The sequence below is a fragment of the Mycobacterium pseudoshottsii JCM 15466 genome (assembly GCF_003584745.1).
In the GTDB taxonomy this organism is placed as follows: domain Bacteria; phylum Actinomycetota; class Actinomycetes; order Mycobacteriales; family Mycobacteriaceae; genus Mycobacterium; species Mycobacterium marinum.
This window is the reverse complement of the sequence record NZ_AP018410.1, coordinates 5,199,039-5,222,920: the sequence shown is the minus strand read 5'-3', so window position 1 is coordinate 5,222,920 and position 23,882 is coordinate 5,199,039. Positions and strand designations below refer to the sequence as shown.

Below are 23,882 nucleotides of genomic sequence, written 5' to 3'. Positions count from 1 at the left end.
GGGTGGGTACCGACGCGGGCTTGGACGAGGCGCCCGCACCCACCGAGGCGCCGAAGGAACCGAAATTCGAACGGCGCCCGCTGGGCGTTTCCTGGCTAATCGGCGTGGTGGTTATTCCATTGCTGTTGGCGGCGCTCGGTTACGGCGCCTACCAGCGTCCGACGTCGGTCAACGGGCCGACCGGTGAGCTGCCGACCGTTACGGCGAGTTCCGCTAAGCCAGATCGGCCCGAGTTGTCGTTGTCATTGCTGTCGGTGAGCCGCAGTGGCAATACCCTGACGCTAATCGGCGATTTTCCCAATGAAGATGCCAAAGCGGCGCTGATGACGTCGCTCAAGGGTCTGCTGAGTCAAAATGTCACCGTGGTCGATCAGATCCAGATCGATCCCAAGGTCCGCGCGCTTGATTTCTCCAACGCCGAACCTGTTTTCTCCGCCAGCGGGCCGATTCCGGATTTCACCCTCAAGGTGGAACGGGACACCATCACCTTGACCGGAACCGCCGCATCGCCGGACCAGAAGGATGCGGTCGGAAGCGCGGCAACGAGCGTTTGGCCCGACGTGAACGTGGAAAACCAGATCGAGGTCAAGGGGCAGCCTGCTGGCAGCACCCCTCCGACGGGTCCCGCGGCCACCGGCGCATGTGCCGACCTGCAGGCGGCCGTCACGGCGCTGACCGGTGGGGCGATCGCCTTCGGGAACGATGGGGTGAGCCTGACCCCGGACAGCAATAAGGTCCTGACTCAGGTGGTGGACAAGTTGAGGGCGTGTCCGGATGCCAAGGTGACGGTCAACGGCTACACGGACAACAGCGGCAGCGAAGGCCTCAACATTCCGTTGAGCGCTCAGCGTGCCCAGACGGTGGCCGACTTCCTCGTGGCCCACGGCGTTGCCACCGATCACATCACCGCCAAGGGTCTCGGCTCGGCGAACCCGATCGCCAGCAATGACACGGCCGAGGGCCGCATCAAGAACCGCCGTGTCGAAATCGTGGTCAGCTAAGGAGAATCCAGCGTGGATTTCGTGATCCAGTGGTTGTACTACCTGGCTGCCTTCGTTGTGGGCTCGGCCGTTGCCTGGGGGATTGTCACGGTGTCGATCAAACCGGTCGCCACCACAGCGGAGGCGGTAGAGGCCGAGCAGACCGAGCAGACCGAGCAAACCGAGCAAACCGTGCAGGCCGAGGAGCCGGATCCAGCCGCGTCCCACCAGACCGAGGTGGCGCAGTGATGGCCCATGTGCACTGGTGGTTGATAATCCTGTCGTTCCTACTCGGACTGGTATTGACCTGCGCCCTGATGGTCCGATCCACCAAATACCAAGTGGCAGCCGCTGCTTCGGGGGCCGGAGCCGACGCCGCAGACGCCGAGACCAAGCCCCCGGCGATGAAGACGGCGACCGCCGAGCCACGCGAAAAGAAGGCTGCCGCAGGCGAGGACGCGCCCAAGAAGAAGGTTCCCGGCGCGAAGAAGAAGACCGCCGCCGCGAAAAAGGCCGCCGCGCGCAAGATTGCTGGGGCCAGGAAGCGCCCAGTGAAGCGCATGGTGGGGGCCAAGCGGGTTCCGAAGAAAAAGGTTGCGCGGGCCAAGAGGGCACCGACCGAAAAGACCGCTGTTACCGAGGAGTCCTCGGCTGCCCAGCTGGCGCCGGGGCGGTTTGCCCCGTACGGCCCGGGTTCGGCCCGAGCCGATGCCGACGGCACTGGGCCCCAGGGCTGGGTCGTGAAGGGGCGCACCGACACCCGCCACTACTACACCCCCGAGGACTCGTCGTACGAGACGACGTGTGCTCAGGTCTGGTTTCAGGACGAAGCGGCCGCCGCGCGGGCATTCTTCACCGCGTGGAGCAAGAGCACGCACCGGAAGTGACGCTGTTCGCGCTATCGGACTAGCTGGGGCCGGGAAGTTTCAGTAGCAGTCGCGCGCCGCCGAGTGGGCTGTTCTGCAGTGACGCGGTCCCGCCATGCAAGTGGGCCTGCTGGGCCACCAGGGCCAACCCGAGGCCGGAGCCCGAATGCGACGCCGTCGACCCTCGGGAGAACCGCTCGAACACCATCTGGCGCTCGGCTTCGGGGACACCGCTGCCGTTGTCGTCGACGGCGATCTCGACCCCGGCCCGTGAACTGACCGCGGACAGCTGGACCCGGGTGGACCCGCCATGTTTGACCGCATTGGCGATGGCGTTGTCCACGGCCAGCCGCAACCCCGCCGGCAAGCCGACGATGATGCAGGTCGGCGAGGGCACCAGCGACACATCGAGGTCGGGGTAAATGCGCATCGCGTCGTGGGCGGCACGGTCGAGCAACTCGGTGATGTCAACCGGCACATGGTCTTCGGATGTCGACAGTTCGCCCTGGGCCAACCGCTCCAGGGCACCCAGGGTGGCCTCGATTCGCGATTGCGTCCGAATCACGTCGTTGAGCACTTCTTTGCGCTGGTCGTCGGGAAGATCCAGGGTGGAAAGCACCTCGAGGTTTGTTCGCATGGCGGTCAGGGGAGTGCGCAGTTCGTGGGAGGACACCGCGGCGAAGTCGCGCGCCGAGGCCAGCGCCTCCTTGGTTCGAATCTGCTCATTCCAGATGCGCTGCAGCATGCCTCGCATAGCCTCGGCGATCTCGATGGCCTCGCTGGCGCCGTGCACTTCGACCCGCGGAGCCTCGTCTCCGGCATCGATCGAGCGGGTTTGCTCGGCGAGCTGTTTGAAGGGCCGCACCGCGAATACGGCCAGCAGCCAGGCGAATACCGTTGCCGCGCCGATGGCGAACGTACAGATCAACAGCACCCGGCGGTGCAGGTTGTTGGTCTCGGCGATGGTCGCGTCGTAGGTCGCGCCCACCGCGACCGATGTTGGCTCCGGTCCGGGGATCTCGACCGTCCGCACCCGGTAACGCACCCCCCGGATGTAGGTGTCGGCGTAGTCCTTTTGCAGCTTGGGCAGTGTGATGTCGGAGTTCGACTTGACCAGGTCGCCGCGGCGGACCGTGATCAGTGCGTCCTGGTCATTGGGGGAGCGCGGTATCTCGTCGAGGCCACGCGGCACGAACGGGATGGCGAAACCCGCGGCCTCGTCCAGCCGGCGGTCCAGCCGTTCCTTGCGGTCGTTGGTGATCCCGACCCAGACCACGGTTCCGACGATGAGCACCGGAATCGCGGCGCCGATGGCCGTCGCGACCACCACCCGGGTGCGCAGCGAGGGCGTACGGGCGAAAATTCGCGACAAGATGTTCATCACTGTCATTGCACTCATTGCATCCTGAGTACGAATCCGACCCCGCGGACCGTGTGCAGTAGCCGCGGGCCGCCGTTGGCCTCCAACTTGCGGCGTAGGTAGCCGATGAATACGTCCACGACGTTGGTGTCGGCGGCGAAGTCATAGCCCCACACCAGTTCGAGTAGTTGTGCCCGCGACAGCACCGCCGTCTTGTGCTCGGCCAGGACCGCGAGCAGGTCGAACTCGCGCTTCGTGAGGTCGACGTCGACACCGTTGACCCGGGCCCGTCGGCCGGGGATGTCTACTTCCAGCGGGCCCACCGTGATGGTTTCCGATGAAGATGTCGCGGTGGCCCCGCGGCGGCGCAGCAGCGCTTTGACCCGGGCCACCAATTCGGCCAGCACGAATGGCTTGACCAGATAGTCATCGGCGCCGGCCTCCAGACCGGCCACTCGGTCATCGACCGAGCTGCGCGCGGACAGCACGCAGACCGGGACGTCGTTGTCCATGGCACGCAGTGCGGTAACGACACTGACGCCGTCCAGCACGGGCATGTTGATGTCGAGCACGATCGCGTCCGGCCGGGTCTCGGTGGCGCTGCGCAAGGCCTCGGCACCGTCGACGGCGGTCGATACTTCGAATCCGGACAGCCGCAGACCGCGCTCCAGCGAGGCGAGCACATCGGAATCGTCGTCGACCACCAAGACCCGAGGTGAGTTCGCACCAGTGTCCATGCCGCCCATTTTGCCTGATTGCCGGCTATGGCGGTGGGAGGGTAGGCACCGGGTCGCGGCTAGCTATTTGGGAGCCACGTCTGCTCGCGAGGGTCAGCGACCCGCTCAGACGGCGTCGGCGGCAGCACGGCCAGCGGCGCGCCCGGAGAAAATGCAGCCGCCCAGGAACGTGCCTTCCAGCGCGTTATAACCGTGCACGCCGCCGCCGCCGAACCCCGCGACCTCTCCCGCCGCATACAGGCCCGCGATCGGTTCGCCGTTGCCGCCTATCGCCCGCGACGACAGATCGGTTTGGATGCCGCCCAATGTTTTTCGGGTCAGGATGTGCAGTTTCGTCGCGATCAGCGGCCCCGCCTTGGGGTCGAGGATGCGGTGTGGCGCCGCGACGCGGCCGAGCCGGTCGCCAAGGGCGCGTCGCGCATTGCGGATCCCCTGAACTTGAACGTCCTTGCAGAATGGGTTGGCGACCTGCAGATCCCGCGCTTCGATCTGCCTGCGGATCGCGGCCGGATCCAGCAGCGGTTCGTCGGTCAAGCCGTTCATCTTCTCGACGAGTTCTTCCAGGCTGTTGGCGACCACGAAGTCGGCGCCGTGGCGCTTGAACGCCTCGACCGGACCGGTCGCGTCCTTGTTTAAAAACCGTTCTTGCAGAACGGCTTTGCGGCTCTTGCCGGTGATGTCGGGGTTCTGCTCGGAACCCGAGAGGGCGAACTCTTTCTTGATGATCTTCTGGTTCAAGATGAACCAGGAGTGGTCGTACTTGGCGATCTCGGGGGTGGTGCGCAGGTGGCGCAGGGTGCCCAAGGTGTCGTAGCCGGGCAGGTAGGGGACCGGTAGCCGGCGCCCCAGTGCGTCGAACCACATCGACGACGGGCCGGGGATGATGCGGATGGCGTGCTTGGGCCAGATGGGGTCCCAGTTGTTGACGCCTTCGGTGTAGTGCCACATCCGGTCGCGGTTGACCAGGCGTACCCCGCTGTCGTTGGCGATGTCGAGCATCCGGCCATCGACATAGGCGGGCACGCCGGCGATCATCGAGGCCGGCGGGGTGCCCATCCGGTCCGGCCAGTATCGCCGCACCATGTCGTGGTTGCCGCCGATCCCGCCGGTGGTGATGATGACCGCCTGCGCCGACAGTTCGAACTTGCCTACCTCGTCGCGGTTGGACGGAGTGGCGCGCTCCGCGTCATCGGGCGCCAACACGGTGCCTTTGATCCCGGTGGCAACGCCGTCGGTGATGACCAACTCGTCAACGCGGTGCCGATGGTAGAAGGTCACCAGCTTGGCCTTGGCGCTCTGTAGAGCGGAGTCGACAAACGGTTCCACGACGCCAGTGCCGGTGCCCCAGGCGATGTGGAAACGGGGAACGGAGTTGCCGTGGCCCTCGGCGCGCAGGTCGCCGCGCTCGGCCCATCCCACGGTGGGCATGAACCGGATTCCGAGGTCGGTCAGATAAGAGCGCTTCTCGCCGGCGGCGAACTCCACGTAGGCGCGCGCCCACTTGGTGGCCCAGAAGTCTTCATCTTCGGGCCGGTCGAACGCCGCGCTGCCGGACCAGTCGTTCCACGCCAACTCCAGGGAATCTTTGATTCCGAGGTGGCGCTGTTCGGGGCTGTCTACCAGGAAGAGTCCGCCGAACGACCAAAAGGCCTGACCGCCGAGGTTCTTCTCGTTCTCCTGATCGACCACCGCGACCTTCTTACCCCGGCGGGTGAGTTCGTGAGTGGCGACCAGCCCGGCCAAACCTGCACCGACGACGATGACATCAGCGTCCATCCGACAGCCTTCCTAGAGTTATGTGTGGGTATGCCCTACGCCCACGCATCTGATATATTAATGCATCGGATGCGTTGATGTATCGGAGTGTGATGTAGATGACACCGCCAGCCAACACTGCCACGCCGGCGCGCGTGACCAAGCGGCGCGCCGAGACTCGGGCCCGGCTGGTCGATGCGGCGTTCAGGGTGTTCGCAGACAAAGGGTTCGGGCACGTGCGCATCGAGGATGTGTGTGCGGCGGCCGGCTACACCCGGGGGGCGTTCTACTCGCAGTTCGACAGCCTTGAGGAACTCTTCTTCACCCTCTATGACCAGCGCGCCACCTTGATCTCCGAACAGGTCGGCACCGCCATGGCAAGCGTCGACGATCCCACCGACGTGCCCGGGACAGTGGATCGGATCGCCAGCACCTTGTTGCTCGACCGCGACTGGCTGCTCATCAAGACTGACTTCCTGATGCACGCCGCCCGCCACCCGGATCTCGCCCAACGCCTGGCGGCCCACCGGGCGCAGCTGCGTGCCGCAGTGGAAGACCGGCTTGCTGGCAGCGATGTCGAACTACCCGCAGCGATCGGCAGCGTTGCCGACGCCGCCCGCGCCGTGGTCGCCGCCTATGACGGGGTCAGCATTCAACTTCTACTGGACGGCGACCAGGACGCGGCACGAGCTTGGCTCAGTCAACTTCTTGGCGTGGTGTTGATCCGCTGAGGCCTGGCGGTGCTGCGCGGGTCGGCTGAGGCGGATTGCCAACTCGATGGCTTGGGGGTCAAGCGGACTTGGCCAGCCTGCCGGTTTCCTGGTTGGCGGGTGTCTGTGGTTTCCAGCCCGGCGGTCCGAAGACGTAGCCGAGTCGATCGCGTAGCCGAGTTGCTGAGCGCCAGTCTCGGACTATCGCCGCGTATTCGTTGGTTTGTAGCTTCCAGATGTTGAAGGTGTGGACCGGTTTTGTGAGTCCGTAGTGTGGGCGGGATTCTTCGGCCTGGAATGTGCCCAGCATGCGATCCTAGATGATGAGAATTCCGCCGAAATTCTTGTCTAGATACATTTGATCCATACCGTGGTGCACCCGGTGGTGTGACGGTGTGTTGAAGAGGTATTCGTACCAGCGCGGTAGTTTGCCGATCCGTTCGGTGTGGACCCAGAACTGGTAGGTCAGGTTTATTGACCAGCTGAAGAACACCACCCACGGAGGAACTCCCAACAGCGGCAGTATGGCGAACATGATGATCTCGCCACTCTTGTTCCATTCCACGCGTACCGCGGTGGCCAGGTTGAAGTATTCGCTGGAGTGGTGTGGCTGATGTGCGGCCCAGATCAGCCGGACTCGGTGGGCGATGCGGTGATCGACGCAGTAGATGAGGTCTAGGCCCAGGACCGCGATAACCCACGTGTACCACTGGTGTGGGGAAAGATGCCAGGGCGCGACGTAGGTGTAGATGGCGGCGTAGCCGATTGCGGCGATGGTCTTCCAGGTGGCGCCGGTGACCAGTGAGACCAACCCGGTGGACAGGCTTGCGATGGTGTCGGGGCCGAAGTGGGCCCCGGGTGCGTTTCTCGAGTCGTCGGCAGCGGGCGCACTGGTGGTTAGCAGTTTGCGTGCGGCTATCCATTCGAGAACGATCAGGAGTATCAGGAATGGGGCGGTCAGTACCACCGGGTCCTGCAGTCTGGCTGGCAGTGCGTCGAAGACGCTCATCGCAGTAGTCATGTCAGTGATGCCTTAGCTGTAGGCGTGGTGTCGGGGGTTGGCGGACTTCCGGATTAATTCGCGGTGTTCATGCTGTGCGGCCGGGGTTGTGCCGATCGTGGCCGGTGCGAGCCGTGGCGTTGTTTTTAGTATTTGGGAGACGGGTTCACCCTCCTGCCGAATTTCGTTTGATTCGATATGAGGAAGAAATCCGATGGTGCGGTTCTGGGTGTTCGCGTCGTACTTGCGGGCTCGCATCGTGGCGTCATGGGGCCAGCAACTTGCTAGGTGCCGGGTGTTCATAGACGCCGGAGGAGAGGTATTTCCACGCGGCGTCGGCGACGACGAACGCGATATCGGCACGCTCGCCTGCTCGCAGAGCTTGAGTGCCGATCTCCAATGCGGCGTGTAGGGCCGCGCCCGTGGACAGGCCTGCCAGGACGCCCTCGGTGTGTGCGAGTTCGCGGATGCGGTGCTCGGCATCGGCGGTGGCGACCGGGTAGCGCACGGCCCCCAGCGTGGGGTCATACAGTTCGGGCACAAATCCTTCGTCGAGATTGCGCATCCCACAGAGTTTTTCGTTGTGGCGGGGTTCGACGGCCACGATCTTGATGTTGGCGACGTGTTCGCGCAGGAATCGGCCGGCGCCCATCAGAGTGCCCGAGGAGCCCAGGCCGGCGACGAAGTGGGTGATCTCGGGCAGGTCGGCGAGCAGTTCCGGGCCGGTGCCGCGGTAGTGGGAGTCGGAGTTGGCGGGGTTGCCGTACTGGTAGAGCAGGACCCATTCGGGGTGTTCGGCGGCCAGTTGTTTGGCGAGCGCTACCGCGGTGTTGGATCCGCCCTCGGCGGGGGAAAATATGATCTCGGTCCCGTAGAGCTCGAGCAACCGACGGCGCTCGATCGAGGTGTTTTCCGGTATCACGCAGATGAGCCGATACCCCTTCAGTTTGGCGGCCATCGCCAGGGAGATGCCGGTGTTGCCGCTGGTGGCCTCCAGGATCGTCGCGCCCGGCCGCAGCCAACTGTCGGCCTCGGCTTGCTCGATCATCCGCAGCGCTGGGCGATCTTTGATCGACCCGGTGGGGTTGCGGTCTTCGAGTTTGGCCCACAACCGCACGTGCGGACTGTTGTCCCAGCCTGGTGAGAGTCGTGGTAAGCCAACCAGGGGCGTATCGCCCAAGGTGGTCAGCAGTGAGTCGTAGCGGGTCATCGGGTGCGCTCGCTGGTCGGCGCTGCGGGTGCGGGTCTTCTTCGGGTGCGAAGGTCGACGATCACAGCTGGCCCGTTACTACATCGTGTGGTTGGGGGCCAGTGGTTGTGATGGCGAGATGGTGATTCGGCGAGGCTGTGAGTTGTCATCGTGTCCGCCCAATAGGATTCTGGTGTTAGACCGCGCCGAGCTCAGGTGCCGGTGATAGGTCACGATCCCGGTTGGGGACTAGCTCGTCGTAGAGCGACGCGATGGCGTTTACTGTCGGTTCCACGTCGGCGGTGTCGTGTGATGCGGTGGACACCAGTCGTAGCTGGACAACCCCCGGGGGGACCACCGGGTACATCACGCCCGAGCAGAATACGTTGTGCTCGTGGCGCATTCGGTTCAGAAATTCGAGGGTTAGCAACGGGTCCATCTGCAGGAATACCGGTGTGACCAGACTCTGGGTGTTGCCGATGTCAAATCCCTTGTCGGTCGACGATGTTTGAAGCTCATGCGCGATGGCATGAGCTCGCTGGCGCAGATCGTGGCGGGTGCGCAGCAACTCGAAGCGGAACAGGTTTCCGGCGATGATCGGCAGGGGTAGGCCTCTGCTGAAGATCTGCGAGCGCATTGTGTAGCGCAGTTTCCAAATTACGTTGGCCTCTGATGCGACGAATGCCCCAGTGCCGGCGGCCGCTTTGGCGAAGGTGCTGAAATATAGGTCGATACCATCTTGGACGCCCTGTTCTTCCCCGGCTCCGCTGCCGGTTGCGCCCAGGGCGCCGAACCCGTGTGCGTCGTCAACGAGCAATCGGAAATCGTAGGTCTTCTTGAGTTCGACGATCTCACGTAGTGCACCCTGGTCGCCGGACATGCCGAAAACCCCTTCGGTGATCACCAATACGCCGGCGTCGGCACTGCGCACCCGATCGATCTCGGCCAGGCATGCTTGGAGTTCGTCAATGTTGTTGTGCGAGAACGTACGTGTCTGGTCGAGGCCGCCCTTCTTCTTCAGCCGGACCCCGTCGATGATGCACGCGTGGCATTGCGAGTCCAGGACGATCCAGTCTGAGGAGGTGGTGAGTGAGTCGATGAGTGAGGCCATGCCTTGATACCCATAGTTGAGAAAGAGCGCCGCCGGCTTCTTCACATAATTGGCCAGCTCCTCTTCCAACTGCTCGAGGATGTCCGTCTCGCCGCACATCATTCGTGAGCCCATGGGTCTTGCGAATCCGTAGAGTCGAGCGAACTCGACATCGGCTTCCCGTACTTCAGGAAGATTGGCGATTCCGAGATAGTTGTTGATGCTCCATACGATCTGCTCGCGGTCTTGCCACCTCATGTGGGCGCCGACGGGCCCATCCAGCTTGGGATATGTCGCTATGCCATGTGTGGCACGAGAAATGTGTAGCAGCGGCTCGTCTACCGCAACAAATTTATCGAAGAGATCCATGATTTGTGCCCCTAATCCCTGTCATTGATCGTTTGCCCTGAGGTGTTTCTTCCTGAAAGTGCTCCGTGAGACGGCTAGGGTGGTGATGCGCATTCTGCGGCTGCCGGTTGGGGCTCCTCGACCGGTCGTTGCCACGCCGGTCGTATCAGGCGCAGCGCAAACGGAATCGTGGCGATGGCCAAAGTCCCCAGAAATGCCCATACGACCCGGAAGCTGCCCACGTCGATGGGCGAGTGCCCGGAACGCTCAACAAGCAACGTGCCCACCGCGGCGGTGCCCAGGGCCGCGCCGAATTGCCGCAACATGGGATTGAGTGCATTGGCGGTGCCGAGGAGCTGGCCGGGCATCGCATCGATCGCAGCGCTTGCGAGAACCGGCATGACACACCCGATGCCAATCCCGCAGAGGATCGATCCGGGCAGCCACCGTGACGCATAGTCGGCTCGGCTCGTTGTCAGTAACCAGAACAGGAAAACGCCGAGAGCGAAAACCCAGCAACCGGGGATCACCGCCCATCGGTGTCCCCGCGCATCTGCGATCCTTCCGGCCGGGATAGCCGCAAGCGCGGCCGCAACAAAGATCGGCATCATGGCCAGTCCCGCCTCGAAAGTGGAATAGTGCCAGTGCGACGTCAGAAAGAACACGACGGCAAGTAACAACCCATAGAAGCCGGCCCCGAAGATCGCGGTCGCCGCATTGGCGGCGAAGAAGCGGCCCTTGTCGAAATCGTGTATCGGCTCCGCGCGGCGGTGGTGGCGTGCCACCCCCACCATCGCCGCGGCCAGCAGGATGGCACCCGCAATCAGCAACAGCAGTGTCCGGCGCTGGCCCCAGCCCCAGGACGGGCCTTCAAGGATGCCCGCCGTCAGCGCCCCCACACCCGAAGCGATCAGCACGATCGCGCTCGTGTTCACCAGCTGCCCCGCCACGGCATCGCCGCGGTTGTCGACATTGCGCAACCCGGCAAGCACGGCCAACCCGATCGGCACGTTGATGAGGAAAATCCCGCGCCAGCCCACGGTATCGGCGAGAAACCCCCCCGAGGGGTGGCCCCAGTGCCGCCGCCAACGCCGCCGAGGTACCCCATAGCGACACCGCAGTGGCCCGAGAACCCTGACCAAAATAAGGAAGAATCAGCGCAAGCGAAGCCGGCCCCATCAGCGCGGCACCCACCGCTTGTGCCGCTCGAGCCGCAACCAGCGCGCCCAACGTGGGCGCGACCGCGCAACCCGCAGACGACAGAATGAACGTGCTTACACCGATGGCGAAGACGTTGCGGCTACCGAACTGATCTGCCCAACGCCCGCCCGGCACCATCAACGCGGCAAACACAATGAAATACGCGTCAAGCACCCACGACCGGGCGGACGAGGATGCCTCCGGAAAACTTGCCGAAATAGCACCAAAAGCTACAAGTAATACCGTTGTATCCAGGTAAACAATAAATCCCGCGGTAAGCTCCACCGCCAACGCCCGCACTCTACCCGTAACCAATACCACTCCCCGCACCCGCGCGCCCATTCAACCCGAACCAACGATCCTCAACCGCACCCGCCGGCTGAAGCCATCACAGACCCCTGCGTAGTTGATCTAACTACAAACTCGCAAAAATTTCTCGGGATCGAGCGCGTTGCCGCTTCCATGGGCTGCGGCGCCGACTCTCGTCTCGAGACGGTCGCAATAGCGCGATTTGGTGTATGGGATCGCCATCGAACTGCATGAAACACCAGCTCAGGATGGGTGCGGGTGCCAATGGGTTTGCCGGCGATGGCGGTGTGGAGGTGAACGGTGTTGCTGCACCATGCCATCCGTAAGGGCCGGTGTGCGCAATGTTGCCGGCGCGCCGTCATGACATCCGCTCGTTGTGGGGAATCCGATGGTGGCCAGCTGCGCAGCTTGCAGTGAACGCGGTGCCGTTCTGGGTGGCGGCCCCGATTGGCAACGGCGGCAACCGATCCCGCTTCGGCAAGCCGATGCGAGAGCGGGCTCGCTGGATGGTCGTGGGGCACGTAGCTGACCGTACTGCTGAAACTTGACGGTGTCCATATTAGGCGTTCGCTTCTTATTCAAAAGGGAATTTTCCTTACGATCCTCAGTCTGAGATTTAACATGCATGTCTCAAAAGAGATGTAAAGGAACAGGATTGGACAAGTTTGTCTCATGGAGCCGGTCTCTCGCCGGGCGGCGGCGATGCGGCTGCGCCTCCGTAGTGGCCTGCGCACGTTGGCGGAATGGTGCAATCTCTGCGGTAACGGCCGTGGGTCTAAAAATCGATCACCGAGCTCTCTCACGGGTGCTAGCCAGATCCTGGTCGGTAAAAAGAGGCTGTTGTAAGAGAAATTGAATTCGAATTGGACTCTCGCGGCAGCTCAGAATGATTCCTGCCGTGCGGGGCAGGCGGTGCTGACGGGAGAATCGAGCGAGCTGCGCAGACCCAGCATCACATTACCGAACCGGCCTTGCTGATTCTCCCGTCCCTCCGCCACGCATTCGATCCTGGCTAACCTGCCACACCAAAATCGCCCCAGTGGGGCCGAAGCCCGACCGCTAAACGGCACCGCCGCAGGTCAGCGGTCGCGCGGGAGCCCGATGCTGCGGTACCGCGCGAGTCGAGCCGTCATGCGTTGGGCGTCGGGTATCTCACGCAGCGCGGCTACCTCGGTCGCGATGGCGATCGAAAGTCGTTGGGCGAACTCGACCGGCTCAGCTGCGGCGTCGGGGAGTTCGGGAACTATGACGTCGACGATCCCGGCGGCCAGCAGGTCCGCCGATCGAATGCCTTGCGCTGCGGCGAGCTCGGCGGCGTGGGTGGTGTCGCGGAAGACGATCGCGCTGGCGCCCTCCGGCGGAAGTGGAGCTAGCCAGCCGTGTTGGGCGGCCAATACCCGGTCTGCGGGCACCATCGCCAGCGCCGGCCCGCCGCTGCCCTGCCCTAACAGCACCGACACCGTCGGGGTGCCCAGCGTCACCAACTCGGCCAGACATTGGGCGATCTGGCCGGCCAGCCCACCCTGCTCGGCATCGGCGGACAATGCGGGGCCGGCGGTGTCGATGACCAGGACCAGCGGCAGCCGCAGCTCGGCGGCCAGTGCCATGCCGCGGCGAGCCTCGCGCAGCGACGCCGGTCCGATGATCCCGCCACCGATCCCTTGCTGGCCAAGCACCACCATTGGCTGACCAGCCATGCGGGCCAGCGCGAGCAGCGTGGTCGCCGCGTCGCCGTAACCGGTCCCGGAGAGCAGCACTCGGTCGGTGGCCCCGTAATGCAGCAGGTGTTCCACCCCCGGCCGGTCGGGTCGTCGCGATGCCAGCACCGAAGTCCACGCCGCAACATCCGGTATCGCAGTGGGAGCTGGCGCCGCTGACGCTGGCGCTGGCGCGTCGGTGAGTACCGTCAATGCGCGATCCAGTGTGCGTCGTAGCTCGTCTAGCGTGACCACGCCGTCGATGACACCATGGCGCTGCAGGTTCTCCGCGGTCTGGACGCCAGCGGGAAACGGTTCGTCGTAGAGCAGCTCGTAGACCCGGGGACCCAGGAAGCCGATCAGGGCCCCCGGTTCGGCCACCGTCACGTGGCCCAGCGAACCCCATGACGCGAACACCCCGCCCGTGGTCGGATGGCGCAAATAGACCAGGTAGGGAAGGTGGGCCTGCTTGTGCAGCCGGACAGCCGCGGCGATCTTCACCATCTGCAGGAACGCGACCGTGCCCTCCTGCATGCGCGTGCCCCCGGAGCTGGGCGAGGCCAGCAGCGGCAACCGCTGGCTGGTGGCGCGTTCCACGGCCGCGGTGATTCGCTCCGCGGCCGCCACGCCGATCGAGCCGGCGAGAAAGTCGAATTCGCACACCACCACCGCGACCCGGCGCCCCAACACGCGGCCCTCGCCGGTCAGCACCGATTCGTCACGGCCGGTGGCGGCTCGGGCGTCGGCCAGATCGCGCGCGTAGGACTCCGATATCGGGACCTCTAGCGGGGGCGTATCCCAGCTGATGAAAGAGTCCTCGTCCAGGACGGCGTCGCGCAGTTGGTCGGTGGTGATACGACTCACTCGATGAGGCTATATAGGCTTGCCCCATGATCGGTATCTCCCAGGTCGAAGCCGTTATGACCATCGAGTTGCAGCGCCCGGAGCGTCGCAACGCCCTGAACTCGCAGCTGGTCGAGGAGCTGCGGGAGGCCATCCAGAAAGCCGGCGACGGGTCGGTTCGCGCGGTCGTACTCACGGGCCAGGGCACCGCGTTCTGCGCGGGAGCGGATCTATCCGGTGATGCGTTTGCCGCTGACTATCCCGATCGGCTCATCGAGCTACACCGCGTGATGGACGCAGCCCCGATGCCGGTTATCGGTGCCGTGAATGGACCTGCCATCGGCGCCGGTTTGCAGCTGGCCATGCAGTGTGACCTGCGGGTCGTGGCTCCCGAAGCGTTTTTCCAGTTCCCTACGTCTAAATATGGCCTGGCCCTGGATAACTGGAGCATCCGCCGACTGTCGTCGCTGGTAGGGTACGGACGGGCGCGCGCGATGCTGCTGACCGCGGAGAAGTTGACCGCCGAGACGGCACTGCACACCGGGATGGCCAACCGCATCGGCACGTTGGCCGATGCACAGTCCTGGGCCGCCGAGATCGCCGGTCTGGCGCCGTTGGCGATCCAGCATGCCAAGCGGGTGCTCAATGACGACGGTTCCATCGAGCAACCGTGGCCGGAGCACAAGGAGCTGTTCGACAAGGCCTGGGGAAGCCAGGACGTCATCGAGGCGCAGGTCGCTCGGGTGGAGAAGCGGCCACCGAAGTTCCAGGGGGCGTAATCCAACATGGTCGGCCGGGCACTAAGACTGGCCGCCGGCACCGCTTCGCTAGCGGCCGGCGGATAGCTGATGCGGGCGCTGCGCGGAGCGCCAGCTGCGTTGGGTGCCGATCCTGCGGCGATCGAGGCCGCCTCGGATGGATCGCCGAACTATCGCGACGGTGTATTCGTCAACCTCGACCCCGCCTCGGTGTTCACCCTGAATCGTGAAGAAATGCGGCTCCTTGCTTGGGAGCTACTCGCGAATCGAGGTGGGAGCCGCCCGGCCAAGCCGATCCCGCTGGCTGCTCCGCAGGTGTACCAGGGCGACGCGAGCCGGTTGGCGGTGAGCTGGTTCGGCCACTCCACGGCGATGGTCGAGATCGACGGCTACCGGGTGTTGACCGACCCGGTGTGGAGCGACCGGTGCTCGCCCTCGGATCTGGTCGGCCCACAGCGGCTGCATCCGCCGCCGGTCCAGCTCGACGGGTTGCCCGCCGTAGACGCGGTGGTGATCAGCCATGACCACTACGACCATCTCGACATCGACACCGTGATCGCGCTGGTCCGTAGTCAGCGGGCGCCGTTTTTTGTGCCGTTGGGGGTGGGGGCACATCTGCGGTCGTGGGGCGTCCCCGAGGATCGCATCATCGAACTCGACTGGCACCAGAGCGCCCAGGTCGGCGAGCTCAGCGTGATCTGCATGCCGGCACGGCACTTTTCCGGGCGCTTCATGAGCCGCAACAACACCCTGTGGGCGTCGTGGGCCTTCGTAGGACCGACGCATCGCGCCTACTTAGGCGGGGACACCGGCTACACAAAGAGTTTTGCCGAGATCGGGGCCGATCATGGTCCGTTCGACCTGACCTTGATGCCCATCGGCGCCTACAACACTGGGTGGCCGGACATCCATATGAATCCCGAGGAGGCGGTCCGGGCGCACCTGGATGTCAGTGACACGGGTTCGGGGCTGTTGGTGCCGATTCACTGGGGGACTTTCCGGTTGGCGCCGCACCCGTGGGCGGAACCGGTAGAGCGACTGCTCAAAGCCGCTGAATCAGACCAGGTCCAGGTGGCCGTGCCGCTGCCCGGTCAGCGCGTCGATCCTGCCGGGCCGTTGCGATTCAACCCCTGGTGGCGGCTCTGATCGAGGCGATGCCGAAACCGGCTTCATGCCAGCGGTATCGGCGCCGCAACCGTGGCGGTGGTGATGTTTGCGTCCCACCGCAGTAAGGGACGGCAAGGGGATATCCTCGTCGGACATCGGGGACATGAACGCCGCAGCGAACTGTCATGACCGCATGCCCGCTGGTCACCAGCGGTGCTGGCGGCGCGTGGCATGGGGCCTACCCGGGAGGGCGACGTTGCCCGGCTAGAGTGCGGCAATGACCAAACGCGCGGCGACGACAGCAGTGGTGATGATGTTCCTGGCGTTGGTGGGATGTGCTCCCAAACAATCAAATTCCAACCCGCCATCGACGCCGTCGCAGCTCCCGCCCAATGAGGTCTCCGGTATCGACATTCCCCCGGGCCGGATCGACGAAGCGGTCGCAAAGGTTGACGGCTTAGTGGCCGAGCTGATGAAAAGCACTGGTATACCCGGCATGGCGGTTGCGATTGTCCACGGTGGAAAGACGCTGTATGCCAAGGGATTCGGGGTGCGGGACGTCAGCAAGGGCGACGGTCAGGACAACAAGGTCGACACTGACACGGTCTTTCAGCTGGCCTCGATGTCCAAGCCCATCGGGGCGACCGTGGTCGCGCACGAGGTCAGCACCAATGTCGTTTCTTGGGACACGCCCGTCGTTTCGAAGCTACCGGAGTTTGCCCTCAGCGATCCCTACGTCACCGACCACGCCACGATCGCTGACCTGTATTCGCACCGGTCCGGGTTGCCCGACCACGCCGGGGATGCGCTCGAAGATCTGGGCTACGACACAACGCAGGTGCTCGAACGGTTGAAATACCTGCCGTTGGACCCCTTTCGAATCAGCTATGCATACACCAACTTCGGTGTGACCGCCGCGGCCGATGCGGTCGCGGCAGCAGCCGGCAAGGCCTGGCCGGACCTGTCCGAGGAGGTGCTCTATCGCCCGCTGGGGATGACCTCTACCAGTTCCCGATTCGCCGACTTCCTGGCCCGGCCCAATCACGCGGTCAACCACATCAAGGTGGGGGACCGGTGGGAGGCCCGGTTCCAACGGGACCCGGATGCTCAAACGCCGGCGGGCGGGGTGAGTTCGTCGCTCAATGACATGGCCCACTGGCTGACCATGGTGCTGGCCAACGGCGAGTACAACGGTCAGCAAATCGTGTCACCGGAGGCGTTGCTCCCCGCCATCACACCGCAGGTCATCTCGTCGGCGGCGCGCTCACCGAAAGCTCGCGCCGGCTTCTACGGCCATGGGTTCACCGTGTCGGTGAGTTCCGCGGGCCGCACCCAGTACGGCCACTCCGGGGCGTTCGGGCTCGGGGCCGCTACCAACTTTGTGGTCCTACCCTCCGAAGACATCGCCATCGCCGCGCTGACCAATGCCGCGCCCTACGGCATACCCGAAGCGCTCACCGCCCAATTCATGGATCTGGTGCAATACGGCGAAGTCCGCGAAGACTGGACGAACCTATACCGACAGCAAATGAGCCCCATCAATACCCCGGAAGGATCTCTGGTCGGCAAGCAGCCCCCGGTCAACCCTGAACCGGCCCGGCCGCCAAGCGACTACGTCGGGGTATACGCCAACGACTATTGGGGCCCCGCCACCGTGACGGAGCGCGATGGCCAGCTGCAGTTGTCGATGGGGCCAAAGAACCAGACGTTTGACCTGACGCATTGGGACGGCGACACTTTCACGTTCCCCCTGTCAACGGAGAACGCTTTGCCCGGTTTGATTTCGAAGGCGACCTTCGCCGGTGACACGCTCAATCTCGAGTATTTCGATTCGAACAAGCTCGGAACGTTCACGCGATGACTGCCATCGGCTTGACCGATGCCGAAGTGGCGGCTCGGTTAGCCGAAGGTAAGAGCAATGACATTCCCGAGCGGGCGACTCGCAGTGTGGCCCAAATCGTTCGGGCCAACGTATTCACCAGGATCAATGCGATTCTGGGCGTGCTGCTGCTGATCGTCCTGGCGACCGGTTCGGTGATCAACGGGATGTTCGGCCTGCTGATCATCGCCAACAGCATCATCGGAATGATCCAGGAGCTGCGGGCAAAACAGACACTGGACAACCTGGCAATCCTCGGCCAGGCGAAACCGTTGGTTCGGCGGCAATCCGGCACCCGCACAATGTCGCCCAGCGAGGTGGTGCTCGACGACGTCATCGAACTCGGACCTGGCGATCAGGTCGTCGTTGATGGCGAAGTCCTCGAGCAGGACAACCTCGAGATCGACGAATCCCTGCTCACCGGTGAGGTCGATTCGATCGCCAAACACGTGGGCGAACAAGTCATGTCAGGCAGCTTCGTGGTTGCAGGTAGCGGGGCATGCCGTGCGACCAAGGTGGGGCACGAGGCATACGCTGCCAAGCTTGCCGCAGAGGCGAGCAAGTTCACCCTGGTGAAATCCGAATTGCGCAGCGGCATCAACAAGATTCTGCAATTCATCACCTATCTGTTGATACCTGCCGGGTTGCTGACCATCTATACCCAGCTGTTCACCACCCACGCGGGTTGGCGAGACTCGGTGCTGCGAACGGTGGGCGCGTTGGTGCCGATGGTCCCAGAGGGCCTGGTGCTGATGACCTCGATAGCGTTCGCTGTCGGCGTCGTCAGGTTGGGGCAACGCCAGTGCCTGGTACAGGAATTGCCCGCCATCGAAGGACTGGCCCGGGTCGACGTGGTGTGCGCCGACAAGACCGGCACGCTGACCGAAACCGGTATGCGCGTGTCCGATGTCGACGAACTCATCGCCGACCAGCATGGGGCCGTCGCCGACGTGCTGGCCTTCCTGGCTGCCGCCGATGCTCGGCCCAACGCCAGCATGCAGGCCATTGCGCAGGCCTTTCCGTCACCACCGGACTGGACCCCCACCGCAACGGCGCCGTTCAAATCGGCAACCAAGTGGAGCGGCATATCATTTCGCGACCACGGAAATTGGGTGATCGGTGCACCCGATGTGCTGCTGGATTCGGCGTCCGAGGCCGCCCGGGAGGCGGAACGGATTGGGGCACAGGGGCTGCGAATCCTGCTTCTGGGGGTCGCAGACGTGGCGGTGGACGATCCCTGCGCACCGGGCCAGGTAACTCCGGCCGCCTTGGTGATTCTGGAGCAGAAAGTACGGCCCGATGCGCGCGAAACGATGGAGTACTTTGCCGCTCAGAATGTTTCGGTGAAGGTCATCTCTGGGGACAACGCGGTATCGGTCGGCGCGGTCGCCGCCAAGCTCGGGTTGCAGGGCCAAACCATGGATGCGCGACAGCTGCCATCGGAGCAGCCCGAGTTGGCCGACGTCCTGGATACCTACACCACTTTTGGGCGGGTGCGGCCGGACCAGAAGCGCGCCATAGTGCATGCGCTGCAGTCCCATGGGCACACGGTGGCGATGACCGGCGACGGGGTCAACGATGTACTGGCCCTCAAGGATGCCGATATCGGCGTGGCGATGGGAACCGGTAGTCCCGCGTCGCGCGCGGTGGCGCAGATAGTCCTGCTTGACAACAGGTTTGCCACGTTGCCTTACGTCGTCGGCGAGGGTCGGCGGGTTATCGGCAATATCGAGCGCGTCGCTAATCTATTTCTGACCAAGACCGTGTATTCGGCGTTGTTGGCGTTGCTGGTGGGTATCGAATGCTTGTTCGCCAAGCCATTGGGCGCAGATCCATTGCTGTATCCGTTTCAGCCAATACACGTCACGATCGCGGCGTGGTTCACGATCGGAATTCCGTCCTTTATTTTGTCGCTGGCGCCCAACGACGAGCGGGCCTATCCAGGCTTCGTACGGCGGGTCCTCACCTCTGCGCTGCCATCTGGACTGGTGGTCGGCGTCGCGACCTTCGTCTCCTACCTGACCGCCTATCCCGGGCGACATTCGACGTGGCAGGAGCAGACGCAAGCCTCAACCGCCGCCCTGATAACTCTGCTGGTAACCGCGTTGTGGGTACTGGCGGTGGTGGCCCGGCCCTATCGCTGGTGGCGACTGGGTCTCGTAATCGCTTGTGGCCTAGCCTATGTGGCGATCTTCAGCCTCCCGCTGGCGCAGCGGAAGTTCTTTCTGGATCCCTCCAATCTGGCCACGACTTCGATCGCTTTGGGGATCGGTCTGCTCGGGGCCGCGCTGATCGAGGCCATGTGGTGGCTGCGGGCCAGAGCCCTGGGGTTGCGTCCGCGGGTATGGCGATAGCTGGCTAGGGCGACGCCGGCCTCGATTCGCTGGTAGCTGCGAATCTGATTCTTCTTCTCGACTCGCGCTAGCTCGAGTCGCGCGGCCGTGCGACAAATTGGTGATGTGGACAAAATGGTGTCCGGGCGGCCAAAGCGACGATTTTGTACAAAGAGTTTACATTGCGATTGAATAACCCGGTTTATGACCACTGGTCACAGTTTTTTGTTAAAGTTCCCGTGTCCCCGTGGTAACCGCCGTATGCTGATGCGATACCAGCCAATGGGCGACGACCGGGTGGATCCCGTGGATCGTCGGGTTGTCGGGTGGGGCAGGTGGCCTCCGGCTTGGCGGCCGCCTGAGAAGGGCTGCGGCGATGAGTTTTTCGGTGTCGCCACCAGAAATAAACTCGGCTCGGATATTCAGCGGTGCCGGGTCGGGCCCGCTGTTGTCCGCGGCAGCGGCCTGGGATGGACTGGCTGGCGAGTTGGGATCGGCGGCTGCCGCTTTCTCCTCGGTGACCTCCGCGCTCACCGGTTCTTCCTGGCAGGGGCCGGCCTCTGCCGCGATGGCAAACGTCGCCAGCGGCTATCTGGGTTGGCTGGCATCGACCGGAGTGCAAGCAGGGCAGGCGGCCAGCCAGGCCCGGATCGCGGCGGCGGCCTTTGAGGCCACCGTAGCGGCGACGGTGCATCCGGTGGCGGTGTTGGCCAACCGGACGCAGTTGGTGTCATTGGTGACATCCAACCTGCTGGGCTTCAACGCTCCCGCGATCGCGACGGTCGAGGCCGAATACGAGCAGATGTGGGCCCAGGATGTGGCCGCCATGTTCGGCTACCACACCGGGGCGTCAGCGGCAGTGGCGGCGCTGACACCGTTCACCCAGGTGCTGCAGAGCCCCGCCGCGGCGGCGGCGGCGGTGCAGACGGCCATCATCGATTTCCCCGGGCGGACCAACATTTTTAATGCTGGGTTGGGGAATTTGGGTGTGGGGAATGTTGGGTTTGCGAGTGTGGGTGATGGGAATGTTGGGTTTGGGAATGTTGGTGGCCTGAACTTTGGTTCTGGGAATTGGGGTGGTTTCAACCTGGGTTCGGGGAATATTGGTTCGTATAATTTCGGGCCGGGGAACTTGGGTTCGTACAATATTGGGCATTGGTAATGCGGGTGACTATAACGTTGGTTTGGGTAATAGTGGGTTGGGGAATATCGGGTTTGGGAATAGTGGGAGCAATAATCTGGGGATCGGGCTGACCGGTAGTGGTCAGGTGGGGTTTGGGGGCTGGAACTCCGGGAGTGGGAATGTGGGGGTGTTCAACTCCGGGACCGGTAACTGGGGTGTGGGTAACTCGGGTGAGTTTGATACGGGGTTGTTCAACGCGGGGCGCTACAACACCGGGGTGTTCAACTCGGGTGTGCTGAACACCGGGGTGGGTAATGCGGGTGATTACAACTCGGGCAGTTTCAACACGGGTGCCTCCAATACCGGGGATCTCAATGCGGGTGATACCAACACGGGGTGGGCCAACACCGGGAACCTCAATACCGGGTTCGGCAATAGCGGTCACCTCAATACCGGCGGGTTCAACCAGGGCAGTCAGAACAACGGGTTCTTCTGGCGCGGGGACGCTCAAGGCCAAATCGGCTTCGACTACACCATCACCATCCCCGAGATCGCAGTGGGCTTTAACGTCCAAGTGCCGCTGGACATCCCGCTATCCGGCCATCTTGGCGAGATCAGACTGAGCGAATTCATGCTGCCCCCGATACACCTCAATCCGGTCGACGGAAACAGCCTGACTGGGACGATTGGGCCGATTGTGGTGGATCCGATCACGATTACGGGTCCGCAGGTGGATTTGATGGTGGGGGGTCCGGGGGAGTCGTTGCAGTTGGCGTTGTCGGGTCCGGGTGTGGGTCCGGTGGTGATTCCGGTGGCGCATGTGCCGGCGGTGGCGGGGTTTGGGAATACGACTAGTGCGCCGTCGTCGGGGTTCTTCAATAGCGGTACGGGTAGTTCGTCTGGTTTTGGGAATGTGGGTGGTGGTTCGGGGTGGTGGAACTTTGCGTCTGGGGGTGTGGGGTATTCGGGTGTGGGCAATGTGGGGGCGTTGGGTTCGGGGGTGTTCAACCTTGGTGCTGGGGTGTCGGGGTGGGTGAACACGATTCCGAGTATGGGTTCGGGTGTGGGCAATGTGGGTGATGGTTTGGCGGGGTTGTTCTCGCAGGGGACCGACAAGATCAGTGTGTTTGGTCTCGGTGTGGCTAACCATGGTGGGCTGAATGTGGGTAGCGCCAATGTGGGTGATGCGAACCTGGGTAGTGCGAATGTGGGTAGCGCCAATGTGGGTGGCGGCAATGTGGGTGATGGCAATGTGGGTGTGGCCAATGTGGGTGATGGCAATGTGGGTGGCGCCAATGTGGGTGGTGCCAATGTGGGTGGGGCGAATACCGGGGATGGTAACTGGGGGTGGGGGAATACCGGTGGGGGAACATCGGGTGGGGTAACACGGGTGTGGGTAATTTCGGGTTTGGGAATCAGGGGTCGGGCAACATTGGGATTGGGCTGAGCGGGGATCATCAGGTTGGGTTTGGTGGGTGGAACTCCGGGAGCGGGAATGTGGGGTTGTTCAACTCCGGTGACGGCAATATCGGGTTCTTCAACTCTGGGTCGGGCAACTTCGGGATTGCTAACTCGGGCAGTTTCAACACCGGGATCGCGAATGCGGGTTTGACCAACACGGGCTGGTTCAACTCGGGGCTGGCCAACACGGGGTGGGGTAATGCGGGTGCCTACAACTCTGGTGGGTTCAACGCCGGTGCCTACAACACGGGTTCGTTTAACCCGGGTCATGTGAACACCGGCTGGTTTAACACCGGGGACACCAACACCGGGCTGGGTAACAGCGGCAACATCAATACCGGGGCGTTTGTCTCCGGGGACATGAACAACGGCTTCTTCTGGCGCGGCACCGGCCAAGGCCTGCTCGGCGCCGACTACACCATCACCATCCCGCAGATCCCGCTGACCATCGGTGGAGGCGGAATTCTCAACATCCCCATCACCGGCGCCATCACCGGCCTCACCGTGTAGTCCTTCACAGTGCACGGGGTCGGGAGCGCCGCCACACCGATACCGGTGAATTTGCACCTCAATGTCGATGGAGAGTCCGGAGGGGCGACGGTCAGCGTCCACATCCCGAATACGGATGTCAGCTTCGACGTCCACGTGGACGGGCTACCGATCACGTTGGATCTGCCGCTTGACTCCGAGGTGCGTCCCATCGTGGTTCCGGACATCCCCATCAGCCGAATCCCCATCGTTCTTTCGCTGGGCGGCGACTCCACCTCGCTCAATACCGCGATCGGCGCGGGCATCGGCCCCATCTCCATTCCGATTCTCGATCTGCCGACGGCGCCTGGCTTCGGCAACGCGACCGATAGCCCGTCGTCGGGATTCTTCAACTCGGGTCCCGGGGGTGTATCGGGCTTCGGCAACGTCGGCGACACCCTCTCCGGAGTGTGGAACTTCGGCTCCTATGCCTCCGGACTGCAGAACTATGGCGGCAGCCTCCTCTCGGGTATCACCAACCTGGGTGGCGCAACCTCTGGCGTCGGCAACACCAGCGACCTTGGCCTGGCGATAGCAGGCGTTATCTCCGGTATCGGGAATGTCGGCAGTCAACTGTCCGGTCTTTTCCTCGAGGGCTCCGTGCCCTAG

The 23,882-nt window shown here is 63.5% G+C and carries 16 protein-coding genes and 3 pseudogenes; 10 read left to right on the top strand and 9 right to left on the bottom strand.

Going from position 1 to position 23,882, the window contains the following annotated elements:
* Window positions 1–2: 2 nt before the first annotated feature.
* Genes arfA through arfC form a run of 3 tightly spaced genes read left to right on the top strand, consistent with a single transcriptional unit; the run spans window position 3 to window position 1,867 of the window.
* The gene (gene arfA, locus MPSD_RS23755) at window positions 3–1,001 is read left to right on the top strand and encodes a channel-forming protein ArfA/OmpATb (protein WP_020729604.1); all 999 of its coding nucleotides are present in this window, start codon (window positions 3–5) and stop codon (window positions 999–1,001) included.
* A gap of 12 nt (window positions 1,002–1,013) precedes the next feature.
* Window positions 1,014–1,229: a channel accessory protein ArfB gene (arfB, locus tag MPSD_RS23750; protein WP_086085044.1), complete on the top strand. Its 216-nt coding sequence runs from the start codon at window positions 1,014–1,016 to the stop codon at window positions 1,227–1,229.
* Window positions 1,229–1,867: a channel accessory protein ArfC, sunset domain variant gene (gene arfC, locus MPSD_RS23745; protein ID WP_020726520.1), complete on the top strand. Its 639-nt coding sequence runs from the start codon at window positions 1,229–1,231 to the stop codon at window positions 1,865–1,867. The genes arfB and arfC overlap by 1 nt, the downstream gene beginning before the upstream one ends.
* Before the next feature lie 19 nt (window positions 1,868–1,886).
* On the opposite strand, the gene prrB is transcribed toward arfC, so the two are convergent.
* From prrB to MPSD_RS23730, 3 genes are all read right to left on the bottom strand, one after another.
* Window positions 1,887–3,227: a two-component system sensor histidine kinase PrrB gene (gene prrB / locus MPSD_RS23740; protein WP_036426280.1), complete on the bottom strand. Its 1,341-nt coding sequence runs from the start codon at window positions 3,225–3,227 to the stop codon at window positions 1,887–1,889.
* A 14-nt stretch (window positions 3,228–3,241) separates the two neighbouring features.
* Window positions 3,242–3,952, bottom strand: a complete 711-nt coding sequence (prrA, locus tag MPSD_RS23735) for a two-component system response regulator PrrA (RefSeq protein WP_012396175.1) — start codon at window positions 3,950–3,952, stop codon at window positions 3,242–3,244.
* A 96-nt stretch (window positions 3,953–4,048) separates the two neighbouring features.
* Complete coding sequence (locus MPSD_RS23730; protein ID WP_020786043.1) at window positions 4,049–5,719, bottom strand: FAD-binding dehydrogenase; 1,671 nt, start codon at window positions 5,717–5,719, stop codon at window positions 4,049–4,051.
* A gap of 98 nt (window positions 5,720–5,817) precedes the next feature.
* On the opposite strand from MPSD_RS23730, the gene MPSD_RS23725 reads away from it, so the two are divergent.
* Window positions 5,818–6,429, top strand: a complete 612-nt coding sequence (locus MPSD_RS23725; RefSeq protein ID WP_012396173.1) for a TetR/AcrR family transcriptional regulator — start codon at window positions 5,818–5,820, stop codon at window positions 6,427–6,429.
* A 58-nt stretch (window positions 6,430–6,487) separates the two neighbouring features.
* On the opposite strand, the pseudogene MPSD_RS23720 reads toward MPSD_RS23725, so the two are convergent.
* The 6 genes and pseudogenes from MPSD_RS23720 to MPSD_RS23700 all read right to left on the bottom strand — a co-directional run bounded on the left by MPSD_RS23720 (window position 6,488) and on the right by MPSD_RS23700 (window position 14,105).
* Window positions 6,488–7,429 (bottom strand): annotated as a pseudogene (locus MPSD_RS23720) (sterol desaturase family protein).
* A gap of 244 nt (window positions 7,430–7,673) precedes the next feature.
* The gene (locus MPSD_RS23715) at window positions 7,674–8,618 is read right to left on the bottom strand and encodes a PLP-dependent cysteine synthase family protein (protein ID WP_086085045.1); all 945 of its coding nucleotides are present in this window, start codon (window positions 8,616–8,618) and stop codon (window positions 7,674–7,676) included.
* Window positions 8,619–8,793: 175 nt separating this feature from the next.
* The gene (locus tag MPSD_RS23710; RefSeq protein ID WP_020786047.1) at window positions 8,794–10,056 is read right to left on the bottom strand and encodes an aminotransferase class I/II-fold pyridoxal phosphate-dependent enzyme; all 1,263 of its coding nucleotides are present in this window, start codon (window positions 10,054–10,056) and stop codon (window positions 8,794–8,796) included.
* 74 nt (window positions 10,057–10,130) lie between these two features.
* A complete protein-coding gene (locus MPSD_RS23705; RefSeq protein ID WP_020786048.1) occupies window positions 10,131–11,075 on the bottom strand; it encodes an MFS transporter in 945 nt (314 codons plus the stop codon).
* Between the two features lie 73 nt (window positions 11,076–11,148).
* A pseudogene (locus MPSD_RS29915) lies at window positions 11,149–11,577 on the bottom strand (MFS transporter); the annotation flags it as partial.
* Between the two features lie 1,046 nt (window positions 11,578–12,623).
* On the bottom strand, window positions 12,624–14,105 hold the full coding sequence (locus MPSD_RS23700) for a carboxyl transferase domain-containing protein (protein WP_086085046.1): 1,482 nt from the start codon (window positions 14,103–14,105) through the stop codon (window positions 12,624–12,626).
* 26 nt (window positions 14,106–14,131) lie between these two features.
* Between MPSD_RS23700 and MPSD_RS23695 the strand changes: the two genes are divergently transcribed.
* The 6 genes and pseudogenes from MPSD_RS23695 to MPSD_RS29895 all read left to right on the top strand — a co-directional run bounded on the left by MPSD_RS23695 (window position 14,132) and on the right by MPSD_RS29895 (window position 23,882).
* The gene (locus tag MPSD_RS23695) at window positions 14,132–14,863 is read left to right on the top strand and encodes an enoyl-CoA hydratase (protein WP_015357080.1); all 732 of its coding nucleotides are present in this window, start codon (window positions 14,132–14,134) and stop codon (window positions 14,861–14,863) included.
* 69 nt (window positions 14,864–14,932) lie between these two features.
* Entirely contained in the window at window positions 14,933–15,988 is a 1,056-nt protein-coding gene (locus tag MPSD_RS23690) for an MBL fold metallo-hydrolase (RefSeq protein WP_020786051.1), read from the top strand.
* 238 nt (window positions 15,989–16,226) lie between these two features.
* Window positions 16,227–17,810, top strand: a complete 1,584-nt coding sequence (locus MPSD_RS23685) for a serine hydrolase (protein WP_020786052.1) — start codon at window positions 16,227–16,229, stop codon at window positions 17,808–17,810.
* Window positions 17,807–20,182 carry a cation-translocating P-type ATPase gene (locus MPSD_RS23680; protein WP_086085047.1) on the top strand — a complete coding sequence of 792 codons (2,376 nt, stop codon included), beginning with the start codon at window positions 17,807–17,809 and terminating at the stop codon, window positions 20,180–20,182. The genes MPSD_RS23685 and MPSD_RS23680 overlap by 4 nt, the downstream gene beginning before the upstream one ends.
* Window positions 20,183–20,537: 355 nt before the next feature.
* A pseudogene (locus MPSD_RS30925) lies at window positions 20,538–23,255 on the top strand (PPE domain-containing protein).
* Between the two features lie 9 nt (window positions 23,256–23,264).
* On the top strand, window positions 23,265–23,882 hold the full coding sequence (locus tag MPSD_RS29895; protein WP_020786057.1) for a hypothetical protein: 618 nt from the start codon (window positions 23,265–23,267) through the stop codon (window positions 23,880–23,882).

Coding starts and splice junctions, on each gene's coding strand:
- MPSD_RS23710 (WP_020786047.1), bottom strand. CDS start 10,056: ATGGATCTCTTCGATAAATTTGTTGCGGTAGACGAGCCGCTGCTACAC.
- arfC (WP_020726520.1), top strand. CDS start 1,229: ATGGCCCATGTGCACTGGTGGTTGATAATCCTGTCGTTCCTACTCGGA.
- MPSD_RS23730 (WP_020786043.1), bottom strand. CDS start 5,719: ATGGACGCTGATGTCATCGTCGTCGGTGCAGGTTTGGCCGGGCTGGTC.
- MPSD_RS23715 (WP_086085045.1), bottom strand. CDS start 8,618: ATGACCCGCTACGACTCACTGCTGACCACCTTGGGCGATACGCCCCTG.
- MPSD_RS23695 (WP_015357080.1), top strand. CDS start 14,132: ATGATCGGTATCTCCCAGGTCGAAGCCGTTATGACCATCGAGTTGCAG.
- MPSD_RS23685 (WP_020786052.1), top strand. CDS start 16,227: ATGACCAAACGCGCGGCGACGACAGCAGTGGTGATGATGTTCCTGGCG.
- prrB (WP_036426280.1), bottom strand. CDS start 3,227: ATGAACATCTTGTCGCGAATTTTCGCCCGTACGCCCTCGCTGCGCACC.
- prrA (WP_012396175.1), bottom strand. CDS start 3,952: ATGGGCGGCATGGACACTGGTGCGAACTCACCTCGGGTCTTGGTGGTC.
- MPSD_RS23680 (WP_086085047.1), top strand. CDS start 17,807: ATGACTGCCATCGGCTTGACCGATGCCGAAGTGGCGGCTCGGTTAGCC.
- MPSD_RS23725 (WP_012396173.1), top strand. CDS start 5,818: ATGACACCGCCAGCCAACACTGCCACGCCGGCGCGCGTGACCAAGCGG.
- MPSD_RS23690 (WP_020786051.1), top strand. CDS start 14,933: ATGCGGGCGCTGCGCGGAGCGCCAGCTGCGTTGGGTGCCGATCCTGCG.